Source organism: Bradyrhizobium sp. 215_C5_N1_1 (assembly GCF_052075935.1).
In the GTDB taxonomy this organism is placed as follows: domain Bacteria; phylum Pseudomonadota; class Alphaproteobacteria; order Rhizobiales; family Xanthobacteraceae; genus Bradyrhizobium; species Bradyrhizobium barranii.
The window spans coordinates 7,589,157-7,610,479 of the sequence record NZ_CP197228.1 but is presented as its reverse complement, the minus strand read 5'-3'; the positions used below and the strand labels follow the sequence as shown (position 1 = coordinate 7,610,479).

The 21,323-nt window shown below is 65.8% G+C and carries 24 protein-coding genes; 16 read left to right on the top strand and 8 right to left on the bottom strand.

Features of this window, described 5'->3' with window-relative positions; all coding sequences use genetic code 11:
• The first annotated feature begins 96 nt into the window (after positions 1–96).
• From AB7G19_RS36420 to AB7G19_RS36410, 3 genes are all read left to right on the top strand, one after another.
• Positions 97–876 (top strand): sulfite exporter TauE/SafE family protein, encoded by a 780-nt coding sequence (locus AB7G19_RS36420; protein WP_085399299.1) that lies wholly within the window; start codon positions 97–99, stop codon positions 874–876.
• On the top strand, positions 873–1,103 hold the full coding sequence (locus AB7G19_RS36415; RefSeq protein ID WP_085399300.1) for a hypothetical protein: 231 nt from the start codon (positions 873–875) through the stop codon (positions 1,101–1,103). The genes AB7G19_RS36420 and AB7G19_RS36415 overlap by 4 nt, the downstream gene beginning before the upstream one ends.
• 185 nt (positions 1,104–1,288) lie before the next feature.
• The gene (locus AB7G19_RS36410; protein WP_063985539.1) at positions 1,289–1,984 is read left to right on the top strand and encodes a glutathione S-transferase family protein; all 696 of its coding nucleotides are present in this window, start codon (positions 1,289–1,291) and stop codon (positions 1,982–1,984) included.
• A 172-nt stretch (positions 1,985–2,156) separates the two neighbouring features.
• On the opposite strand, the gene AB7G19_RS36405 is transcribed toward AB7G19_RS36410, so the two are convergent.
• Entirely contained in the window at positions 2,157–2,375 is a 219-nt protein-coding gene (locus AB7G19_RS36405) for a cysteine-rich CWC family protein (RefSeq protein WP_085399301.1), read from the bottom strand.
• A gap of 114 nt (positions 2,376–2,489) precedes the next feature.
• Here AB7G19_RS36405 and AB7G19_RS36400 point away from each other — a divergent pair, with 114 nt between their 5' ends.
• From AB7G19_RS36400 to AB7G19_RS36390, 3 genes are all read left to right on the top strand, one after another.
• Positions 2,490–4,046, top strand: coding sequence for a DUF1800 domain-containing protein (locus AB7G19_RS36400; protein ID WP_135216026.1), 1,557 nt, complete (start codon positions 2,490–2,492; stop codon positions 4,044–4,046).
• A gap of 2 nt (positions 4,047–4,048) precedes the next feature.
• Positions 4,049–5,266: a DUF1501 domain-containing protein gene (locus AB7G19_RS36395; RefSeq protein WP_167768214.1), complete on the top strand. Its 1,218-nt coding sequence runs from the start codon at positions 4,049–4,051 to the stop codon at positions 5,264–5,266.
• Between the two features lie 86 nt (positions 5,267–5,352).
• Positions 5,353–5,676, top strand: a complete 324-nt coding sequence (locus tag AB7G19_RS36390) for an antibiotic biosynthesis monooxygenase family protein (RefSeq protein ID WP_085399303.1) — start codon at positions 5,353–5,355, stop codon at positions 5,674–5,676.
• Positions 5,677–5,694: 18 nt separating this feature from the next.
• On the opposite strand, the gene AB7G19_RS36385 is transcribed toward AB7G19_RS36390, so the two are convergent.
• The 6 genes from AB7G19_RS36385 to AB7G19_RS36360 form a co-directional block, all read right to left on the bottom strand.
• A complete protein-coding gene (locus AB7G19_RS36385; protein WP_028151823.1) occupies positions 5,695–6,636 on the bottom strand; it encodes an aldo/keto reductase in 942 nt (313 codons plus the stop codon).
• A 263-nt stretch (positions 6,637–6,899) separates the two neighbouring features.
• Entirely contained in the window at positions 6,900–7,355 is a 456-nt protein-coding gene (locus tag AB7G19_RS36380; protein ID WP_085399304.1) for a GNAT family N-acetyltransferase, read from the bottom strand.
• An 87-nt stretch (positions 7,356–7,442) separates the two neighbouring features.
• Positions 7,443–8,255: a PAS-domain containing protein gene (locus AB7G19_RS36375; protein ID WP_085399305.1), complete on the bottom strand. Its 813-nt coding sequence runs from the start codon at positions 8,253–8,255 to the stop codon at positions 7,443–7,445.
• Positions 8,256–8,383: 128 nt separating this feature from the next.
• Positions 8,384–8,542 carry a hypothetical protein gene (locus tag AB7G19_RS36370; RefSeq protein WP_085965621.1) on the bottom strand — a complete coding sequence of 53 codons (159 nt, stop codon included), beginning with the start codon at positions 8,540–8,542 and terminating at the stop codon, positions 8,384–8,386.
• A 73-nt stretch (positions 8,543–8,615) separates the two neighbouring features.
• Positions 8,616–8,792 (bottom strand): hypothetical protein, encoded by a 177-nt coding sequence (locus AB7G19_RS36365; protein WP_167768215.1) that lies wholly within the window; start codon positions 8,790–8,792, stop codon positions 8,616–8,618.
• A 152-nt stretch (positions 8,793–8,944) separates the two neighbouring features.
• A complete protein-coding gene (locus AB7G19_RS36360) occupies positions 8,945–9,595 on the bottom strand; it encodes a glutathione S-transferase family protein (RefSeq protein WP_071909583.1) in 651 nt (216 codons plus the stop codon).
• A gap of 561 nt (positions 9,596–10,156) precedes the next feature.
• Between AB7G19_RS36360 and AB7G19_RS36355 the strand changes: the two genes are divergently transcribed.
• The 9 genes from AB7G19_RS36355 (at position 10,157) to AB7G19_RS36315 (ending at position 19,580) form a co-directional block, all read left to right on the top strand.
• Positions 10,157–11,359 carry a pyridoxal phosphate-dependent aminotransferase gene (locus tag AB7G19_RS36355; protein ID WP_039157959.1) on the top strand — a complete coding sequence of 401 codons (1,203 nt, stop codon included), beginning with the start codon at positions 10,157–10,159 and terminating at the stop codon, positions 11,357–11,359.
• 172 nt (positions 11,360–11,531) lie between these two features.
• Complete coding sequence (locus AB7G19_RS36350; protein ID WP_085399306.1) at positions 11,532–12,014, top strand: DUF992 domain-containing protein; 483 nt, start codon at positions 11,532–11,534, stop codon at positions 12,012–12,014.
• Between the two features lie 153 nt (positions 12,015–12,167).
• The gene (locus AB7G19_RS36345) at positions 12,168–14,216 is read left to right on the top strand and encodes an elongation factor G (protein WP_085399307.1); all 2,049 of its coding nucleotides are present in this window, start codon (positions 12,168–12,170) and stop codon (positions 14,214–14,216) included.
• Positions 14,217–14,523: 307 nt separating this feature from the next.
• A complete protein-coding gene (locus AB7G19_RS36340; RefSeq protein ID WP_014492044.1) occupies positions 14,524–14,796 on the top strand; it encodes a helix-turn-helix domain-containing protein in 273 nt (90 codons plus the stop codon).
• A 96-nt stretch (positions 14,797–14,892) separates the two neighbouring features.
• Positions 14,893–16,647, top strand: coding sequence for a SulP family inorganic anion transporter (locus AB7G19_RS36335; RefSeq protein WP_085399308.1), 1,755 nt, complete (start codon positions 14,893–14,895; stop codon positions 16,645–16,647).
• A 66-nt stretch (positions 16,648–16,713) separates the two neighbouring features.
• Positions 16,714–17,358, top strand: coding sequence for a YoaK family protein (locus tag AB7G19_RS36330; RefSeq protein WP_085399309.1), 645 nt, complete (start codon positions 16,714–16,716; stop codon positions 17,356–17,358).
• 53 nt (positions 17,359–17,411) lie between these two features.
• Entirely contained in the window at positions 17,412–18,251 is an 840-nt protein-coding gene (locus AB7G19_RS36325; protein WP_441268763.1) for a shikimate dehydrogenase, read from the top strand.
• A gap of 67 nt (positions 18,252–18,318) precedes the next feature.
• Positions 18,319–18,945, top strand: a complete 627-nt coding sequence (locus AB7G19_RS36320) for a hypothetical protein (RefSeq protein WP_085399311.1) — start codon at positions 18,319–18,321, stop codon at positions 18,943–18,945.
• A 14-nt stretch (positions 18,946–18,959) separates the two neighbouring features.
• Positions 18,960–19,580 (top strand): hypothetical protein, encoded by a 621-nt coding sequence (locus AB7G19_RS36315; protein WP_085399319.1) that lies wholly within the window; start codon positions 18,960–18,962, stop codon positions 19,578–19,580.
• A 125-nt stretch (positions 19,581–19,705) separates the two neighbouring features.
• Here the strand turns inward: AB7G19_RS36315 and AB7G19_RS36310 are convergent, their stop codons facing one another.
• Entirely contained in the window at positions 19,706–20,842 is a 1,137-nt protein-coding gene (locus tag AB7G19_RS36310; protein WP_014492050.1) for an alpha-hydroxy acid oxidase, read from the bottom strand.
• 119 nt (positions 20,843–20,961) lie between these two features.
• Here AB7G19_RS36310 and AB7G19_RS36305 point away from each other — a divergent pair, with 119 nt between their 5' ends.
• Positions 20,962–21,129, top strand: coding sequence for a hypothetical protein (locus AB7G19_RS36305; RefSeq protein ID WP_166103414.1), 168 nt, complete (start codon positions 20,962–20,964; stop codon positions 21,127–21,129).
• Positions 21,130–21,323: the final 194 nt, after the last annotated feature.

The following is a 21,323-nucleotide window of genomic DNA, read 5'->3' as shown; positions in this document are numbered from 1 at the left end:
CTTGCGGAGACTCCCCCTCACCCCACCCTCTCCCCGCAAGCTGGGCGAGGGAGTGATGCAGCCTTCGTCCCTTACGTGCTTGCAGGAGAATCTCTCGTGACGCCCATCATGATCGCTGCCCTTGGATTGCTGATGGTCACCACCGCGTTCCTGTCGGGGCTGTTCGGCATGGCGGGCGGGCTGATCCTGATCGGCGTGCTGCTGGCGCTGATGCCGCTGCCGACCGCGATGGTGCTGCATGCGATCACGCAGATGGCCTCGAACGGCTGGCGCGCGTTCCTGTGGCGCGCGCATATCCGCTGGCGGCCGGTCGCGAACTACATGGTCGGCGCTGCCGTCGCGCTCGCGGCCTGGTCGCTCACCCGCTATGTGCCGGACAAGCCGATGGCGCTGCTGCTGCTCGGCATCACCCCGTTCATGGCGCGGCTGCTGCCGTCGAACATCAAGCCGGATCCCGACCGTCTCTGGCAGGGCACCGTCTATGGCACGATCTGCATGGGCTTGATGCTGATGACCGGCGTGTCCGGCCCGTTGCTCGACACCTTCTTCCTCGGCGGCGATTTCGGCCGGCGCGAGAAGGTGGCGACGAAGGCGATGTGCCAGCTCGTCAGCCATTTCACCAAGCTCGTCTATTTCGGCCGCATCATCGACCAGGCCGCGAGCCTCGATCCCGTGCTCGCCGGCGTCGCGATCGCAGCCTCTATGCTCGGCACCACGCTGGCGCGGCGCATCCTCGAAGCCATGACCGACCAGCAATTCGTGGCCTGGTCGAACAAGCTGATCACCACCATCGCTTGCTACTACATCGCCTATGGCGGCTGGCTCCTGCTTCGTACCCCGGTGCTGGCGGCTTTCGACAAGGGAGGTTTGCAATGAGCGAGATGGCCGACCCGCTGGTGCTGGACTTCGTCGAATGGATCGCGCGCGAGCCGCGCGCCTATGCCGAGGTGATCGCGACCTGGAAGACCTCATGCCCGCGTCTCACGATCTGGGAAGACGCCGCCGAGCGCGGCTACGTCACCCGCGAAACGATTGCAGGCGTGGGGCTGATCATCGCGGTGACGACGGACGGCGAGAAGTTGCTGCGCACGAACGGGCGGTGACACACACCTCCGCCGCCACATCGTCATTGCGAGCGCAAGCGAAGCAATCCAGAATGGGAGACCCTCACCCTGAGGAGCGCGCATCTTGCGCGCGTCTCGAAGGGCGAGGCCGAGATCGGGCCTTCATCCTTCGAGACGCGCGTTCCGCGCTCCTCAGGATGAGGCTCTGGCAGGGAAGGCCTTTCATGTCGCTCAAGCTCTTCGAACTCGTCGGTACCGATGCCGCGCGCCCGTTCAGCCCATATTGCTGGCGCACGCGGATGGCGCTGGCGCACAAGGGGCTGTCGGCGGAATCGCTGCCCTGGCGCTTCACCGAGAAGGGCGCGATTTCGCCGCACGGCTCGGAGAAGGTCCCGGTGCTCCTGCATCATGACAAGCCCGTGATCGATTCCTGGGCGATCGCGAACTATCTCGAAGACAATTTTCCAGACCAGCCGTCGCTGTTCGGCGGCGAGGGCGGCCGCGCCATGGCGCGCATGCTCAATGCCTGGGGCGACATCGCCATCGTCGGCGGCCTCTCTCTGCTGATCGTCGCCGACATCCCGAAAAACCTCGGCCAGGTCGACGCCGCCTATTTCCGCCAGTCGCGTGAGGCGCGGTTCGGCAAGCCCCTGGAAGAGGTCCAGGCGAGCCGCGAGACCGGCGTCGTCGCGTTCCGCAAGTCGCTCGAAGTAATGCGGCAGACGTTCAAGACGCAGGCCTATCTCGGCGGCAGCGCGCCGAACTATGCCGACTATATCGTGTTCGGCGGTTTTCAATGGGCGCGTGTGGTGAGCCCGTTCAGGCTGCTGGAAGTGGATGATCCCGTCTATGCGTGGCGCGAAAAACTGCTCGACGCGTTCGACGGCATGGCGCGGAAGTCGCCGGGGCACGCGGTGTAAGGCAGGCTCTCTCGACACCGTCGTCCCTGCGAACGCAGGGACCCATACCGCGTGATCTGAATGTTGCGGATGGTCGCATACCGAACGACGAGTCTTCGCCAAACGCCTTCCTGTGGTTATGGGTCCCTGCGTCCGCAGGGACGACACCGAGGTTGTGGCGATCCTCTCACGCTTAACGAGCCGCGCTCACCGCCTCCGCCGCCGCCTTCCTCAGACACTCCCGGCACAAACAATCCTCGCCCTTGACCGGCATCGGCAGGCGCGCCGTTTCCTCCGCGCACCAGCAGGTGCCCGAGAGATCGCAGCCGAATTCGGTGCCGCAACGGGAGCAGGCGAGGCGGCGCGGTTCCGGCAAGGGAAATTCGGAGGGAAATTCTTTCGGATTTGTCATGATTTGCCCAAAGGCTTCGCCGTCATTTTCATGCCGGGTTCATCTCCCGCTACGGTATATTAGGCGCTGCGCTCAGACTCGGAAAGCGGTTGGCAACGCGCGAAGGACACATCGATGGCCCGCGATTCGCAAGCTGCCCTCGTCGCGCTCAACCGTTTCGGTTTCGGAGCGCGCGGCGGGGCGTCCGGCGATCTCATCAACGCGGCCTCCGATCCGCGCGGCTTCGTGAAGGCGGAACTCGCGCGCCCCAACGGCGTGCTGCTGGAGGCGCCGGGCCTGCAATCGACACCGCAGCTGGGCCAGGCCGTGTTCGCCTATCAGGACCAGGTCAAGCAGGCGCGCGAGGCCGCAAAGGCTGCTGCGCCCGCTGAAGGGGCGCAGCAGGCACCGGCCGATCCGAAGCCGGGGCTGCGCCGCAATCTCTCGCTCAATGCGGCCGCGACCGAGATCGCCGGCCAGATGGCGGAGGCCAAGCCCGCCGACAATGCGGCGAAACCGGACGCCATGCAGCCCAACGCTGCCGCGCCCCCTGCCGCCAAGCCCGCGCCGCAGCCGCTCAACGTGATCCAGAAAACCTTTCGTGCCGAGGCGCTGGCGCGGTTGCAGCGCGCGACGCTGGTCGAGTGCGGCTTCACCGAGCGGCTGGTGGTGTTCTGGTCCAACCATTTCTGCATCTCCGCGAGCAAGGGCGAGCTGGCGCGGATCTGGGCCGGCGCGTTCGAGCGCGAGGCGATCCGGCCGCATGTGCTCGGGCGCTTCGCCGACATGCTGAGGGCGGTCGAGCAGCATCCGGCGATGCTGTTCTTCCTCGACAACCAGCAATCGCTCGGGCCGGACTCGCGCGCCGGGCAAAACCGCAAGCGCGGGCTGAACGAAAATCTCGCGCGCGAGATCATGGAGCTGCATACGCTCGGCGTCGGCGGCGGCTACACACAGGACGACGTCACCTCGCTCGCGCGCATCATCACCGGCTGGACCTTTGCCGGAAGGCAGGGGCAGCTCGGCACGCCCGGCTCCTTCGCGTTCAACGCCAACGCGCATCAGCCCGGGCCGCAGATGTTGCTCGGCAAGACCTACGAGCCGACCGGACTCGCGCAAGGCGAGGCCGCGCTCGCCGACATCGCGCGCCACCCTTCGACCGCCAATTTCATCGCCACCAAATTCGTCCGCCATTTCGTTGCCGACGATCCGCCGCCGGCCCTCGTGGCGCGATTGCGCGACGTCTTCGTCAAGACCGACGGTGATCTCAAGGCGATGGCGACGGCGCTCGTCGATTCCGACGAAGCGTGGAAGGCGCCGCTGACCAAGATGCGCTCGCCCTACGACTTCGTGGTCGCGAGTGGCCGGCTGCTCGCGCGCGTGCCGGAGGATCCCGGCGGCTATCTCAACAATCTCAATCTGCTCGGCCAGCCACTGTGGTCGCCGGCCGGTCCCAATGGCTTCCCGGATACCAGCGCGGCCTGGGCCGCACCCGAAGGCATCAAGCTCCGGCTCGACATCGCGGCACAAATGGGCGCGCGGCTTGGGCCCAATATCGATCCGCTCGACTTGCTCGAATTCGCCGCCGCTGATGCGGCGTCCATCGAGACGCGCAAAACCATCGAACGGGCGGAATCGCGCCAACAGGCATTGGCGCTGCTGCTGATGTCGCCGGAAATGCAGAGGAGATGATGATGATCGACTGCGTCGAGAACCGGCTCCTCACCTCGCGCCGCGGCCTCCTGCTCGGCGGCGCATCCTTCGCGGCATGGGCTTATTTGCCGAAATTCGCGCGCGCGGCCGGCGGGCGCGATCCGCGCTTGATCGTGGTGATCCTGCGCGGCGCGCTCGACGGGCTCTCGACCGTCGCGCCGCTCGGTGACCCCGATTATGCCGGCCTGCACGGCTCGATCGCGCTTGCCGCCGACGGCGCGCATCCCGCCATCATGCTCGATCCTTTCTTCGCGCTGCATCCGGCGATGCCGGAATTCGCGCGCATGTATCGCGACATGCATGCCGCGGTGATCCATGCTGTTGCGACGCCCTATCGCGACCGCTCGCATTTCGATGGCCAGGACGTGCTCGAAAGCGGCTATACCGGCCCCGGCCGCGTGCAATCCGGCTGGCTCAATCGCGCGCTCGAAGCGCTGCCGCGCGGCGAGCGTGTGTCGAGCGGGCTCGCGGTCGGGCCGACCACGCCACTGGTGCTGCGCGGCAATGCGCCGACCGTCGGCTGGGCGCCGGTGGCGCTGCCGCAAGCCGACGACGACACCGCGATGCGGCTGGTCGATCTCTATCGCCACCGCGATCCCGCGCTGGCTTCCGCGCTGTCGCAGGGCCTCCAGCTAGAGAAGGCCGCGAGTGGCGACGACATGAAGCCGAAGCCCGGCAATCAGGTCGCGCAGATGCGCCAGGTCGCGCGCGGCGCCGCAAAACTGATGGCGGCCGACGACGGCCCTCGCATTGCCGCGCTCGCCTTCGACGGCTGGGACACGCATGCCAATGAAGGCGGTCCGGTCGGGCGTCTGGCCTTCCTGCTCGGCGGCCTCGATGGCGCGCTTGCCGAGTTCGAAAGCGGCCTCGGCGAGCGCTGGCGCGACACCGCAATCGTCGTCGCCACCGAGTTCGGCCGCACCGCGCGCATCAACGGCACCGACGGCACCGATCACGGCACCGGAACGATCGCGCTGCTCGCCGGCGGCGCAGTGAAAGGCGGCCGCGTCATCTCCGACTGGCCCGGCCTCAAGCTCGCCAACCTCTACGAAGGCCGCGACCTCAAGCCGACCACGGATTTGCGCTCGGTAATCAAGGGCGTGCTGCAGGGACAGTTCGGCCTGTCCGATCGCGTGCTGGCGGAGACGGTGTTCCCGGACAGCGCCGCTGCGCGGCCGATGAAGGGACTGGTGGTGTAATAACAGCCACCGTCATTCCGGGCCCGCGCCTTGCGGTGTGTCCCGGAATGACGACATGATGAGCCGAGCATCAGGAGATCACCCCCATGTACATCGCCATGAACCGCTTCCGCGTCACCAAGGGCTCTGAAACCGCTTTCGAACAGGTCTGGCTCTCGCGCGACACGTTTCTCGACGGGGTGCCGGGCTTCGTCGAATTCCATTTGCTGCGCGGCCCCGAGCTCGAGGACCACACGCTTTATGCCTCACACACGATCTGGGCGAACCACGCCGCGTTCGAGGCCTGGACCAAGTCGGAGGCGTTTCGCGCGGCGCATCAGCGCGCTGGCGATAACAAGCCACTCTATCTCGGCCATCCCCAGTTCGAAGGCTTTGAGGTGATGCAGACGGTGGGACGCGGCGCGAAGTAACGCGCCGCGCTTTAAACATCAGCCCTGCGTGATCTTGTCGATCTCCGCCATCTCATCGGCGCTGAGCTTCCACGCGATCGCCTTGACGTTCTGCTCGATCTGCTCGACGCGGGTGGCGCCCGCGATGACGCTCGAGACCTGCGGGCGGCCGGCGAGCCACGAGAAGGCGAGCTCGAGCATCGAGTGTCCGCGCGCTTGCGCAAAGGCCTGCAGCTTCTCGACGATCGCCTCGTTGCGCGGGGTGACGTAGCGGTCGCGCAGTCGCGGAGTTTGGCCAAAGCGGGTGTCGCCGGGTGCGGACTCACCCTTTTTGTATTTGCCAGTCAGAAGTCCGCTTGCGAGCGGGAAGAACGGCAACAGGCCGAGCTTGTATTCCGTTGCTGCCGGCAGCAGGTCCTTCTCGATGTCGCGCACGACCAGGGAATATTCGTCCTGGCAGGAGACGAAGCGGCTGACATTCATCGCGCGCGCGACGTACTCGGCCTCGGCGATCCGCCACGCGGGAAAGTTCGAATTGCCGATGTAGCGGACCTTGCCCTGGCGGACGAGATCGTCGAGCGCGCGGAGACTCTCCTCGATCGGCGTCAGCGGGTCATAATCGTGCTGCTGGTAGAGATCGATGTAATCGGTCTTCAGCCGCTTCAGGCTCGCGTCCACGGCCGCCATGATGTAGCGGCGCGAAGCGCCCTGCTTGGTTCCGTCCTCCGCCATCGGCTTCGAGTATTTCGTCGCCAGCACGATGTCCTTGCGGCGATCGCCCAACACGGCGCCGAGCACGTTTTCCGAGCCGCCCATGGCCGAATAGATGTCGGCGGTGTCGAACAGCGTGATGCCGAGATCGAGCGCGCGATGGATCACCTTGCGCGAGGCCTCCAGGTCGATGCGCTGGCCAAAATTGTTGCAGCCGAGCCCGACCGCGGACACGCGCAGGCCGGAGGCGCCGAGATTACGAATTTCCATGGGAGGTCCTGTCAGGAGAAAGCGGGCCATTGTGGCTGCGCTGCCCGCTAGCGGCAAGGCGTCGCCTTGCGTTGCTGCCATGCTGCCGGGAACTGAAGCCAAAAAAAATGCGGCCCCTGTCAGACGCGGCGACTGACGGGGACCGCTTTGGGGCGCTTGATCGGTGACGGGGGGCCTGATCAGACGCAGGTGCAACGTAGTCCCGCTATGTTACGCGCGGGTGACAGGCAGAGTTATCCACAGGGACTGCGCGACTGCCGCGATCAGAAGATCTTGCGATAGACGATGAAGCCGGAGCGCTCGGCGACCTTGTCGTACAGGCTCTGCGCCGTGACGTTGGTCTCGTGCGTCTGCCAGTAGACCCGCGGGGACCCCGCGAGCTTTGCGCGCTCGTAGACGTCGTAGATCAGCGCCGAGGCGACGCCCTTGCCGCGCGAGGCCTCCAGCGTGAACAGGTCCTGCAGATAGCAGGACGGTTCGATCGCCGTGGTGCTGCGGTGAAACAGATAGTTCGTCATGCCGAGCAGCTTGCCGTCGCTCTCGGCGACCAGCCCATGCACCGGTTCATAGCCATCGAAGAAGCGCTGCCACGTCATCCGCGTGATTTCGGGGGCCAGCGCGGTCGGGCCGGAGCGGCCGTAGAAAGCGTTATAGCCATCCCACAACGGCAGCCATTGATCGTAGTCCTGTTTCGTGACGGAGCGAATGGTGAGCGACATGTGGGTTTCCGCGATCTCGGAGGACGCAAGGCGATGAAGCGTCCTTCATACGTGATGATCGCACTGCCGATCAATCGCGCCGTCGCATCACTCCGCGACGCGCAAGTACCGCATCAGCCTGCGGCCCGCGGGATCGCGCAGCGAGCGGTAGTACTCGGCGCGCGCGGGCGGGTCGGTGTGGCGCACGAGGTCGGTCACGGGCGTGTAGCCCAGCATGCGCCCGCCATCGGGCAGGACGGCGCAGACGAAGCGCAGCACCTCGCCATTGCGCAAGGCGATGTTGATCGGCGTGGCATCGCCGATCCGCACCATTTGCATCCGCTGCGCGATGAAGGTGCCGAGCTCATCCTCGGGCAGCTCGAACGCGCCGGTGTCGCGACCGTGATACATCAGCGCAATGAAGGGCGGCTTGCCGTCGGCCACTTCGTCCGGCAGCGCAAAATAGTCGCGAAATGCGCGGTTGATGAATTCGGCACGCGTTTCGGCGTCGAGCAGCACGATGCCGATATCGACCTGGTCGAGCGCGGCCGACAGCCGCGCGGCGGTGGCGTGGCTCTGGCGCTCGGCGGCGAATGTGCCGAGCAGCCGCTCGCGCATCAGGCCGGTGATTGCGGCCGTGCCGGCAGTCGTCACGGCGAGGAGGCCGAGCCGGACCAGATCCGCCGCCGCATAGCCCGGCAGGGCCCGATGGGCCAGAAAGAACAACGCCGCGCCGATCACCGCGACGGCGGCGCTGGTCATGGCGGAAGCGAGACCCGACAGTGAGCCGGCGAGCGCCACGATGCAGACGAACAGGGGCGCAGGCGAGGGAACATGGATATAGCGATCGAGCAGGATCGCCAGCAGCGCAATTGCCGCTGTCAGCGCCGGACCGGAGATCGCACGCCATCCGAACCGCATGGGCCAGTCTCGCTCCTCCCGAACGAGGTAAGGCCGCAACACTGGCCGATCGTTGCGCCCATGCGATGCGATTTCATGCGGTGCGCTTAAGGAGCACTTGCCGGCAAGGGCAAAGCTTTCGGATGATTTTAGGCCAAATGCGCGTGCCTGAGGCGCTGCTGCTGCGCCGGCGCATTCAGCGTCGACGTCCCCGAGCTCTTGCGCACGCCGGTGAAAATCAACAGCGATGCCGCGACCAGGATGGCCGCAGTCAGGGTGATTGCAACGACTACCACAGGCGATTTCATCGGTGTCCTGTCGCGATGCCGGTCGGCGCGGGCCGCGTGGCACCTTGAAGGCGGGTCCGGGATGAAACGGGGATCAGACCGGCAGACCCATCGCCATGGTCGCCTTGGTCGACAGCACAGTCAGGGTGACGATCAGGCACAGCGAGAGCGCGGCGACGGCGAGCGAGGCCACGACCGCGTTGGTCAGCCGGGAAGACGAAACGGTAGCGGTTTGGCCCCGAAAGCCTGCCGTGCCGGACGCCCGAATCATGGTCTAAATCCTTCAACGTGCGAGCGAATCACCCGCGACTCGAACAATTTCCCCGTTTCAACCGGCAATATTGGGGCGGCCATAGCGTCGAAAATGGCGAGAATGCGGCATAGGCTGTCCTTATGCCCGCTATTCCCGGAGCCAGCGCGCCGTCAGGCGCCCGCCGCGATACTGGCGGGGTCGTCGACGTCGGCGGGCCGCCAGTCCATCGCCACGAAGCCGGGTGCAGCTTCCACGCGCTTCAGCCAGTCCCGGATCGCCGGGAAGGTCGAGAGGTCGTAGTCGCAGCGCTCGGCGAGGTGGGTGTAGCCGTAGAGCGCGATGTCGGCGACCGTGAGCTGGCGGGCGGCGAAATAGGCGTTGGTCTTGAGGTGGTTCTCCATCACCTGGAGCGCGCCATAGCCGCGCTCCATCCAGTCTTCCAGGGAGTGGGTCTGGAGATCGCGGCCGCCCTTGACCAGCGACAGCCAGAAATAGGCGGCGCCGATGTTCGGCTCGAGCGCGTGCTGCTCGAAGAACATCCATTGCAGCGCCTCGGCGCGGTCAATGCGGTTCTCGGGCGCAAGCGGCGTGCCGACCGCGACGTACCAGAGGATGGCGTTGGACTCGGCGAGATAGCGGTCGTCGCCGACCTCGAGCAGCGGCACCTGTCCCGACGGGTTCTTGGTCAGAAAGTCGGGCGTGCGACTCTCGCCGCGCAGAATGTCCACCTCGACTGCTTCGTAAGGCACGCTCAACAGGGCCAGCGCAAGGCGGACCTTGTAGCTGTTGCCGGAGCGTTGCATCGAATAGAGCTTGTACATTCTGGAGTTCGTTCCGAGGACGGGAAGGCGCGGTGTTCGTTGCCCCGCACCGCGGCTAAACAATGATGCCGTTGCGAATCCGCCGCAAGACCCGCGCCATAGAAAAACTCGAAAACCCTACCGCACCGCAATGCCGCGAAAGATCATTTTCGTGCGACGCTGCAAATCAGATCACGCTTGCGTTAGCGCGCGGCCGCACGTTCGTGCGGGACGGTTGAACGATCGTGATCGCCTCGGCCGCTGACGGCCAAAGTCTTTCAAAGCAAATCGCTCAAAGGTTGTCTCAAGCGTCCTGTCGAGCGTCAGACTGCCGTCAGCTTCATGGCGGCGCGCAACGCGCAAAATTGCTCCGAGGACAGGCCTTGCCGGATATGAGGGATTCCGGCGGCAAAGTTACGGAAAATTGCGGGAAATCGCGCCTTGAAACGCTCCAGATCCGTAAACTTTTTCGAGATCGGACCGAAGTTTCTTGCAGCGCAGCGGCACACGTTTTAGGGTGGCTCATTCCCACAATCGGAGTCGTGAGGCCAAAGGGTTCACGACGCTTGTCAGGAGATGACGATGTCCTTCCTTGCCGCTGCGCTCGACCGTGTGAAGCCGTCCGCGACCATCGCGGTCACGGATAAAGCACGTGCGCTGAAAGCGGCGGGCCGCAACGTCATCGGCCTCGGCGCCGGCGAGCCCGACTTCGACACGCCCGCCAACATCAAGCTGGCTGCGATCCATGCCATCGAAGCCGGCAAGACCAAGTACACCGCCGTCGACGGCATTCCCGAGCTGAAGGAAGCCATCATCGGCAAGTTTCAGCGCGAGAACGGCGTGGCCTACAAGCCGAACCAGATCATCGTCGGCACCGGCGGCAAGCAGGTGCTGTACAACGCGCTGATGGCGACCATCAATCCGGGCGACGAGGTGATCATCCCCGCGCCGTACTGGGTCAGCTATCCCGAGATGGTGGCGCTCGCCGGCGGCGAGCCGGTGCCGGTGGTCTGCACCGCCGCGACCGGCTTCAAGCTGCAGGCCGAGGCGCTCGAGCGCGCGATCACGCCGAAGACCAAATGGGTGATCCTGTGCTCGCCGTCGAACCCGACCGGCGCGGCCTACACCAGGACCGAGCTGAAGGCGCTCACCGACGTGCTGGTCAGGCATCCGCATGTGTGGGTGATGACCGACGACATGTACGAGCACCTCGTCTATGACGACTTCCAGTTCACCACGGTCGCGCAGGTCGAGCCGAAACTCTACGACCGCACGCTCACCGTGAACGGCGTGTCGAAGGCCTATTGCATGACCGGCTGGCGCATCGGTTACGCCGGCGGTCCGGCGCAGCTGATCAAGGCGATGTCGACGATCCAGTCGCAGTCGACCTCGAACCCGTCGTCGATCGCACAATGGGCCGCGGTGGAAGCGCTGAACGGTCCGCAGGACTTCATCCCCGCCAACAACAAGGTGTTCAAGGAGCGCCGCGACCTCGTGGTCTCCATGCTCAACCAGGCCAAGGGCATCGAGTGCCCGCGTCCCGAAGGCGCGTTCTACGTCTATCCCTCCTGCGCCGGCACCATCGGCAAGACCGCACCGTCGGGCAAGGTGATCGACAATGACGAGACCTTCGTGACCGAGTTGCTGGAGACCGAAGGCGTCGCCGTGGTGCAGGGTTCGGCCTTCGGCCTCGGCCCGGCGTTCCGCATCTCCTACGCGACCAAGACCTCGGATCTCGAAGACGCCTGCAAGCGCATCCAGCGCTTCTGCGGTAATCTCCGCTGAGCCTGTCGCGAATACCTATCGAAAAGGCCCGCCTCCGGCGGGCCTTTTTATTGTTTGCACGCTTATCGTCACGCGTGATCTGGCACCACCACGGCTGTTGTGGCATAGACCATCGCGCAACACGGGTGGGGCGCTCTCTCTGCTCGCATCACATTCATCGCCGGAGATATTCATGCGCCGTTCGTTCATCCTCGCCGGGCTCGCCGCGGCCAGCCTCGTTGCCTCCGTCGCAAACAGCAGCGCGCAGCAGCAGCGGATGGTCCGGGTCGGCGTGCTCGAATGCCGCGGCGGCGCCAGCGTCGGCTTCATCGTGGGATCGGTGACCCATCTCGGCTGCGTCCTGCGTGCCGACGGTTTGCCGGAGGATCGCTACGTCGCGACCATCCGTAAAGTGGGCCTCGACATCGGCATCACCCAGGAGACCACGCTTGCATGGGGCGTGTTCGCGCCGGTCGATCGGCTCGGCCCCGGTGATCTCTCGGGCAACTATGCCGGCGCGCAGGGCAGCGCCTCAGTCGGCGTCGGTATCGGTGGCAACGCGCTGGTCGGTGGCTCCAACAATTCGATCGCGCTCCAGCCGCTCAGCGTACAGGGCCAGGTCGGCCTCAACGTCGCCGCCGGCCTCGAGAGTCTGGAACTCCGTCCGGGTCGTTGACAATTTCGCGTGTGCAGATCGCGTCGGTCCGACGCGATCTCGGCAACGACGCACCGCAGCGATTTTTGATGCTTGCCAAATCTCGGGGACGGGCAGAGCATCGGCGTTTGCCGACCCAATCATGGGCCGAGCTCCACACCAAGGAGGCGGCGAATGGGACAAGACGTCAGAAGTCCCCGAGGTCCACGGTGCATCGCACTGGTGGGCCCATTCCAAAGCGGTAAAACCACACTTCTCGAAGCAATACTGGCGCGAACGGGCGCAATCCCCCGCGCCGGCAGCGTCGACGCCGGAACATCCGTCGGCGACGCCTTCCCGGAGGCCCGTCATCACAAGATGACCGTCGGCCTGACTGCCGCCACCACGAGTTTCATGGGCGACAGCTACACCTTCCTCGATTGTCCCGGTTCCGTTGAGTTCGCCCACGACATGCGCGCAGCGCTTCCCGCTGTCGACGCCGCGGTCGTGGTCTGCGAGGCCGACGAGAAGAAGCTGCCGCAGCTTCAGATCATCCTGCGCGAGCTTGAGGAGCTGAAGATCCCGCGTTTCCTGTTCCTCAACAAGATCGACCGCGCCAACAAGCGCATCCGCGAGACGCTGGCGACACTCCAGCCCGCCTCGCGCGTACCGCTGGTGCTGCGCCAGATCCCGATCTGGAAGGGTGAGCTGATCGAGGGCTTCGTCGATCTCGCGCTGGAACGTGCGTTCGTCTACCGCGAGCACAAGGCCTCCGAGGTGGTCGCGCTCGAAGGCGGAGATCTCGATCGTGAGAAGGAGGCCCGCTTCTCGATGCTGGAGAAGCTCGCCGATCACGACGACGCGCTGATGGAGCAACTGCTCGAGGACATCCAGCCCCCGCGCGATGCGGTGTTCGACGATCTCGCCCGCGAATTGCGCGAGGGGCAGATCTGCCCCGTGCTGCTGGGTGCCGCCGCGCGCGAAAACGGCGTGCTGCGCCTGATGAAGGCCCTGCGCCACGAGGCGCCCGGCATCGAGGAGACTGCAAAGCGTCTCGGTGTGCCGGCCAGCAAGGAGGCGCTCGGCTACGTCTTCAAGACGCTGCATTCGCAGCACGGCGGAAAGCTGTCGCTGACGCGATTGCTCGCCGGCCATCTCGACGACGGAGCCACGCTGCAATCCGCCTCCGGCGGGAGCGGTCGCATCTCCGGCATCCTCGCCGTCAACGGCGCCTACGATACCAAGCGTGCCGCGGCCGAAGCCGGCGACACGGTTGCGCTCGCCAAGGTCGACCCGATCAAGACCGGCGACACGGTCTCGAGCGGCAAGTCCCCGCCGGCTGCGCTGTTCGCCCCGGAGCCGACGCCGCCGGTGCTCGCGATCTCGGTCGCCGCTACCGATCGCAAGGACGACGTCAAGCTCGGCCAGGCCCTTGCCCGGCTGCATGAGGAGGATCCTTCGCTCGGCGTCGTGATGAACGCCCAGACCCACGACACCGTGCTGTGGGGCCAGGGCGAAATGCATCTGCGCGTGGCGAGCGAGCGGCTGCGCGACCGCTTCGGCGTCAAGATCACCTCGCATCCACCCGCGATCGGCTACCAGGAGACCATCCGCAAGCCGATCGTTCAGCGCGGCCGCCACAAGAAGCAGTCCGGCGGTCACGGTCAGTTCGGCGATGTCGTGCTCGACATCAAGCCGCTGCCGCGCGGCGAGGGCTTCAAGTTCACCGAGAAGGTGGTCGGCGGCGCGGTGCCGCGCAACTATATCGGCGCGGTGGAAGAGGGTGTTGTCGACGGGCTCACACGCGGCCCACTCGGTTTCCCCGTCACCGATCTGCAGGTGACGCTGACCGACGGCTCCTATCACAGCGTCGACTCCTCCGACCTCGCCTTCCGGACGGCGGCGCGGGTCGGACTCAACGAAGGCCTGCCGCAATGCCAGTCGGTGCTGCTGGAGCCGATCCACGTGGTCGAGATCGTCTGCCCGACCGACGCCACCGCCAAGATCAACGCGATCCTGTCGGCGCGGCGCGGCCAGATCCTCGGCTTCGACACCCGTGACGGCTGGAGCGGATGGGACTGCGTCCGCGCCATGATGCCAGAAGCGGAGATCGGCGAGCTGATCGTCGAGCTGCGTTCGGCCACGGCTGGAGCCGGCAGCTTCACCCGTCAGTTCGACCACATGGCCGAGGTGACCGGCCGCGCCGCCGACCAGATCATCGCCGCGCATCAGCACGCGGCGTGATGTAAGGGAAGCACGGCTCTCTCACTCCCTCTCCCCGTTCTTTACGGGGAGAGGGGCTGTTTCCGCGCGCACCGTGAAAACTGGACTCACACAGCCTCCTCCTCTCCGTCATTGCGAGCGCAGCGAAGCAATCCAGAGTCTTTCCGCGGAGGGATTCTGGATTGCTTCGTCGCTTCGCTCCTCGCAATGACGGTGGAGACGGACGGGTCGTACGGCAAACTCCCTTGCGTTCGCCTTGCAATGATGTATTTTACATCATTGTACATGCTCCAGATATCACTTATAAACTCTGATACGTGAGGCCACGGTGATCACGTCGTTCCAGATGCGGGCAGCCCGCGCGCTGCTTGGCATTGACCAGAAAGCCCTGGCCGAGCTCGCCGGCGTTTCGCTGCCGACCATCCAGCGGATGGAGGCCAGCACCGGCAATGTGCGCGGAGTGGTCGAGACCTTGATCAAGGTGGTCGAGGCGTTCGACCGGGCCGGCGTCGAGCTGATCGGCGAGCAGGCCCGCAGCGACAGCGGCGGGCGGGGCGTTCGCCTGAAGGAGCCGGGACCGCCGCGCCGCGTGGGAGCATGATCGCGTTGATCGTGCTCGGGATGAGCTAGCGCATCGTCGCACGCGCGCGCTGCACGATGCACCGGAGCATTGTGGGCAGCGGAGCACTCTGCGGACATGAGCATCACTGGCGAACACGCAGGCAAGCTGCATCAGCTGCGTCGACCGACCTTTGCCGAACTCTATCTCCCCAAGCTCGTCACCGTCTGGCGCGAAGGCTACGGCCTCGCGGATCTCCGCGCCGATGTGTTCGCGGGCCTGACGGTTGCCATCGTCGCGCTGCCGCTGTCGATGGCGATCGCAATCGCCTCGGGCGTGACGCCGGACCGCGGGCTCTACACCGCTGTCGTCGGTGGCTTCATCGTGTCGCTGCTCGGCGGCAGTCGCTTCCAGATCGGCGGGCCCGCCGGCGCCTTCATCGTGCTGGTCGCGGTCACCGCGGAGCGGCACGGCGTCGACGGCGTCATCCTCGCCACCCTGATGGCGGGCATGGTCCTGATCGCCGCGGGCCTGTTGCGGATCGGCACCTACATCAAGTTCATTCCCTACCCCGTCACGGTCGGCTTCACCGCGGGCATCGCCGTGATCATCTTCGCCAGCCAGCTCCGCGATCTCGGCGGGATCACGCTGGCCGGGAAAGAGCCCAGCGAATTCGTGCCGAAACTCGTTGCGCTCGCCGCAGGCCTGCACACGATCAATCCCTCCGCCGTCGCGGTCGCGATCGTCAGCATTGCCGTCATCGCCGGCCTGCGGCGCTGGCGGCCGTCCTGGCCCGGCATCCTGATCGCGGTCGTGCTCGCGGCGGTCGCGACTGCCGTGCTGTCGCTGCCGGTCGAAACCATCGGCAGCCGGTTCGGCGGCATTCCGCGCGAATTGCCGTCGCCGGCTCTGCCGGCGTTCTCGTTTGCGAAGGCGATGGCCGTGCTGCCGGATGCGATCTCGTTCGCGCTGCTCGCCGCCATCGAATCGCTGCTGTCGGCGGTGGTGGCCGACGGCATGACCGGTCGCCGCCACCGCTCCAATTGCGAGCTGGTGGCGCAAGGCGCGGCCAACATCGGCTCGGCGTTGTTCGGCGGCATCTGCGTCACCGGCCTGATCGCGCGCACCGCCACCAACATCCGCGCCGGCGGACGCGGGCCGCTCGCGGGCATGCTGCATTCGGTCTTCCTGCTGCTGTTCATGCTGATCGCAGCGCCGCTCGCGAGCTACATCCCGCTGGCCGCGCTGGCCGCCGTGCTCGTCGTCGTCGCCTGGACCATGGCGGAGAAGCACGAATTCGCAACGCTCTTGCGCTCATCTTGGGGCGATGCCGTCGTACTGCTTGCGACCTTCCTGCTCACCATCTTCCGCGACCTGACCGAAGGCATCCTGGTCGGGTTCGCGCTCGGCGCGGTGCTGTTCATCCACCGCATGGCGGAGATGACGGGCATCGAGGAGCGCTCCCCGCTGGTGGCCGCCGATCGTCCCGATGACGGCAATGGCGAGCGCGTGCCTTACGATCCCGCGCTCGCCATCGATCGCGACGTGCTGGTCTACCGCATCACCGGCGCGTTCTTCTTCGGTGCCGCCTCGGCAATCGGAAACGTGCTCGACGGCATCGCCGACCAGCGCAAGGGTCTTGTGGTCGATTTCGCCGCGGTGCCGTTCCTGGATTCGACGGCCGCCAACGTGCTCGGTCGCGTCGCCGTCAAGGCGCACCGCCACGGCATCCGGCTGTTCATCACGGGGGCGTCGCCCGCGGTTCGCCGCGCGCTGCTCACCCACGGCGTGACGCCGCCGCGTGCGCGCTATCGCGCGACGATCGCGCGTGCCGTCGCCGACATCAAGGGAGGCGCGGCGCGGCCCGTGGCCGATGACGCGGCCGCGACCTGACGGCAGCGCACTTCTCAAGCCGGCCGATTTGATCGAGACTGCCGCGTCACGGCGGTGGTGCAGGGAATGCTGGATTCGCGTCGCAATATTGCGCTGGCCTGCACGCTCAGCATGCTGGCGGGCTATGTCGACGGCATCGGCTTCCTGCATCTCGGCGGCCTGTTCGTCTCGTTCATGAGCGGCAACTCCACGCGTCTCGGCGTCAGCCTTGCCGAAGCGCAGTGGTGGCAGGCCGCCAGCGCCCTGGGCCTGATCGCGCTGTTCGTGGCCGGAGCTGCGGCCGGCAGCCTCGTCGTGCTCGGCGGCGGGGCCGAGCGGCAGCCCTGGCTGCTCCTCATTGAAACCGGGCTGCTTGCGGGTGCCGGACTTTGCCATGCCTACGGCCTGTCGAACCTCGCGATCGCGGCCATCGTGCTCGCGATGGGCCTGGAGAACGCCGTGTTCCAGATCGACGGCGGCGCGGGCCTCGGCCTCACCTACGTCACGGGCGCGCTGGTCAAGGTCGGCCAGTTCCTCGCGGTAAGCCTCACCGGCGGGCCGCGCTGGAATTGGGCGCCGAACCTGCTGTTGTGGGCGGCGCTCGTTGCGGGCTCGGCGAGCGGCGCGCTCGGCTATGCCTGGATCAACCTCGCCGCGATCTGGTTCGCCGCCGCCGCGGCGCTGGCTTTGGCTGCGATCGCGGCCGCGGCGATGCGGCGGCCGCGCGCTTGACAGAGCCGGCGGGACGCGAAATGGATCGGCCTCGAACACGACCCGAGGGACAGATGACCGCGCTCAGGACTCCCGCAGCCTGTTTGATCGGATGGCCGGCCGCGCATTCGCGCTCGCCGCTGATCCATCGTTACTGGCTGCGCACGCTCGGGATCGAGGGAGGCTACGTCATCGAGGCGGTCCCGCCCGAGGATCTGCGCGACTTCGTGCTGCGGCTGTCGCTGCGCGGCTTCGTCGGCGCCAACGTCACCATCCCGCACAAGGAAGACGTGCTGGCGCTGTCCACGCCCGATGCGCGTGCCAGGGCCGTCGGCGCTGCGAACACGCTTTGGTTTGCCGACGGCGAGCTGCGCTCGACCAATACCGATGTCGAAGGCTTCATCGGCAATCTCGATGCCGGAGCGGCCGGTTGGGACGGCGCGGAAGAGGCATTGGTGCTCGGGGCCGGCGGTTCCTCGCGCGCGGTCGTGTTCGGCCTGCTCGAACGCGGCATCAAGCGCATCCACCTCGCCAACCGCACCGTCGCGCGCGCCGAGACGCTGGCAAAGCAATTCGGGCCGAACGTGCATCCGATTCCCTGGGACGGCATCAACGACGTGCTGCCGCGCGCAAGACTTCTCGTCAACACGACCTCGCTCGGCATGCACGGCCAGCCTTCACTCGATGTCGACGTGGCGCGCCTGCCGGACGGGGCGGTCGTCGCCGACCTCGTCTATGTTCCCCTGGTGACGCCGCTGCTGGCGGCTGCGAAGGCGCGCGGCCTGAACACCGCCGACGGTCTCGGCATGCTCCTGCATCAGGCGGTGCGCGGCTTCGAGCTGTGGTTCGGCCAAAGGCCTGCTGTCACGGCCGAGCTGCGTGCACTGGTCGAGGCCGATCTCACAAAGACTTGAAAGGGTAACGGCGAATAGCACCCCACCTCCGGAGTTCTATCCCCGTGGGGACAATCCGGAGACCGTCATGCCTGTTCAACGTGCAACTTTCACACGTCCGCTCATCGCCGTCGCGATGGTGGCCGCTTCCACCCTCTATGCCGTCGCGCAGAGGGCGCCGGTGCCGACGCGCGTGCGCGGCACGATCGAGAGCGTCAATGGCGACACCATGCAGGTCAAGTCGCGCAGCGGCGAGGACGTCAAGCTTCGCATCGCCTCTGACGTGAATGTGTCGGGCGTTACCAAAATTTCACTCGCCGACATCAAGGTCGGCTCCTTCGTCGGCGCCACCACGGTGCCGGGTCCGGACGGCGGCCAGAACGCGGTCGAGGTCCACGTGTTTCCGGAGAGCATGCGCGGCACCGGCGAGGGCTCGCGGCCCTATGACCTCAAGCCGAACTCCACCATGACCAACGCCACGGTGTCGGAGAGCGTGGTCGGCAATGACGGCCATACGCTGCTGGTGAAATACAAGGACGGCGAGAAGAAGGTGTTCGTGGCCGACAACACGCCGGTCGTGACCTTCGTGCCCGGCGACAAATCCGAGCTGAAGGCCGGGGCAAAAGTCGTCGCCTTCATGAAGCAGCTGCCGGACGGCTCGTTTGAAACCAACCGCGTCAGTGTCGGCCTCGACGGCCTGACACCGCCGATGTGAAGGAGAATCGCAACATGTCGAAATCAAGCTGGATGCCGCGCCTGTTCGTAGCGGCGTTCGCCGTCGCTTCCATGTTCTCCGCCTCGGCGCAGCAGTCGCCGACGGTCCGCATCCGCGGCACCATCGAGAGCGTCGACGGCAACACCCTCGGCATCAAGACGCGCGAAGGCAGCGACGTCAAGGTGCGCATGACCGACAACGTCGCGGTCTTCGCCGTGGTGAAGACCTCACTGTCGGAGATCAAGGAAGGCTCCTATATCGGCGTCACCGGCATGCCCCAGCCCGACGGCACGCAGAAGGCGATCGCGGTGCACATCTTCCCCGAGAACCAGCGCGGCGCGGCCGAAGGTTTTCGTCCCTGGGATGCGCGCGCCAACTCGACCATGACCAACGCGACCGTGGCGCAGACGGTGGAAGGCACCGACGGCCAGAACATCACCGTCAAGTACAAGGACGGCGAGAAGAAAGTGGTGGTGCCGCCGGATACGCCGATCGTCACCTTTGTCGCCAGCGACAAATCCGAGATCAAGCCCGGCGCCAAGCTGATCATCTTCGGCGCGGCGAAGAAGGAGGACGGCTCGCTCGAGGCCAACCGGGTCAATGTCGGTCGCGACGGGATTACGCCGCCGATGTGAGGGACTAGCGCTGAACTCGTAGGGTGGGCAAAGGCGCACTTGCGCCGTGCCCACCACTTTCCCGCGTTTCGCGAAATTGGTGGGCACGCTTCGCTTTGCCCACCCTACGGCGCTGCCGCTACGCCTCACACCGCAATGATGTGATCGTCGATCTCGTCGATCCTGTTGACGCCGCACAGGCCCATGGTCGTGAGCAGCTCCTTCTGGATGATGTCGATCGCCTTGGCGACGCCGGCCTGGCCGCCGGCACCGAGGCCATGGGCGTAGGCGCGGCCGATCATGCAGGACTTTGCGCCGAGCGCGAGCGCGCGCATCACGTCCTGGCCGGAGCGGACACCGCCGTCGAACATGATCTCCATCTGCGAGCCGACTGCGTCGACGATCTCCGGCAGCGCCTCGATCGAGGACGGTGCGCCGTCGAGCTGACGGCCGCCATGGTTGGAGACGACCAGCGCCTGGGCGCCCGTCTTCGCAGCGAGCTCGGCGTCCTCGACGTCGAGGATGCCCTTCAGGATCAGCTTGCCCGGCCAGATGCTGCGGATCCACTCGATGTCGTTCCAGTTCAGCGAGGTGTCGAACTGCGAGTTGATCCAGGTCGACAGCGAGGTGATGTCGTCGCTGACCTTCAGATGACCGGCGAGATTGCCGAAGGTGCGGCGCTTGCCCTGCAGCACGCCCGACACCCAGGCCGGCTTGGTGGCGAAATCGATCAGCTTCGACAGCGACCATTCCGGCGGCACCGTCATGCCGTTCTTGATGTCCTGGTGGCGCTGGCCGATCACCTGGAGATCGACGGTCAGCACGAGCGCGCTGCATTTCGCCGCCATCGCGCGCTGGATCAATTCCTTGATGAAGCCGCGGTCCTTCATCACGTAGAGCTGGAACCAGAACGGCTTCTCGACATTGGCGGCGATGTCCTCGATCGAGCAGATCGACATCGTCGACTGCGTGAACGGGATGCCGGCGGCCTGCGCGGCGCGGCAGGCGTGAATCTCGCCGTCGCCATGCTGCATGCCCAGGAGGCCGACGGGCGCCAATATCAACGGCATGGTCGAGGACTCGCCGAGGATCATGGTCGAGGTGTCGCGCCTGGAGACGTCGACAAGGACGCGCTGGCGGAACTTGATCGCCTGCATGTCCTCGCGGTTGGCGCGCAGCGTTTCCTCGGCATAGGAGCCGCGGTCGCAATAGTCGAAGAACGCCTTCGGCACGCGGCGCTGATGCAGCGTGCGAAGATCGTCGATACAGGTGATGTGCTTCATGAACGTTTCCCCGGCCCGTCTTGCATCAGAAGTCTTGCTTCAGAAGTCTTGCATCGGAAGATCGAGGGGTCATCTAGCATGGTTGGATGCACAGCCAAATCGTTTGGGAGGAGGGCGCCATGAGCAAACCGCGCGGCCAGCCGACACCGGAAGAGATCAAGGAGAAGCAGGATCTCGACGACGCGCTGGAGGAGGGTCTGGAAGAGACCTTCCCGGGGTCCGATCCCGTCAACGTCACCCAGCCGGCGCCGAGCCGCCAGGACGGCCATGTGAAGCGCTCCGACTAGGGGCGGGTTCCGCTCCGTTCCGCCCTGTCGGCCGGAAATATAGTGCTAACAATAAGTTACCGGGGCGCCTTGGGCCCGGTCCCGTAATGATTAATCACATTTTTTGAAGCCAAGTTGGCCGCGAAGGCATTATAACGTCTCAGCAAATCAGGGATGCGGGTCCCTTTCGGGCATCCCGTAGTTGTAGAGGGGTC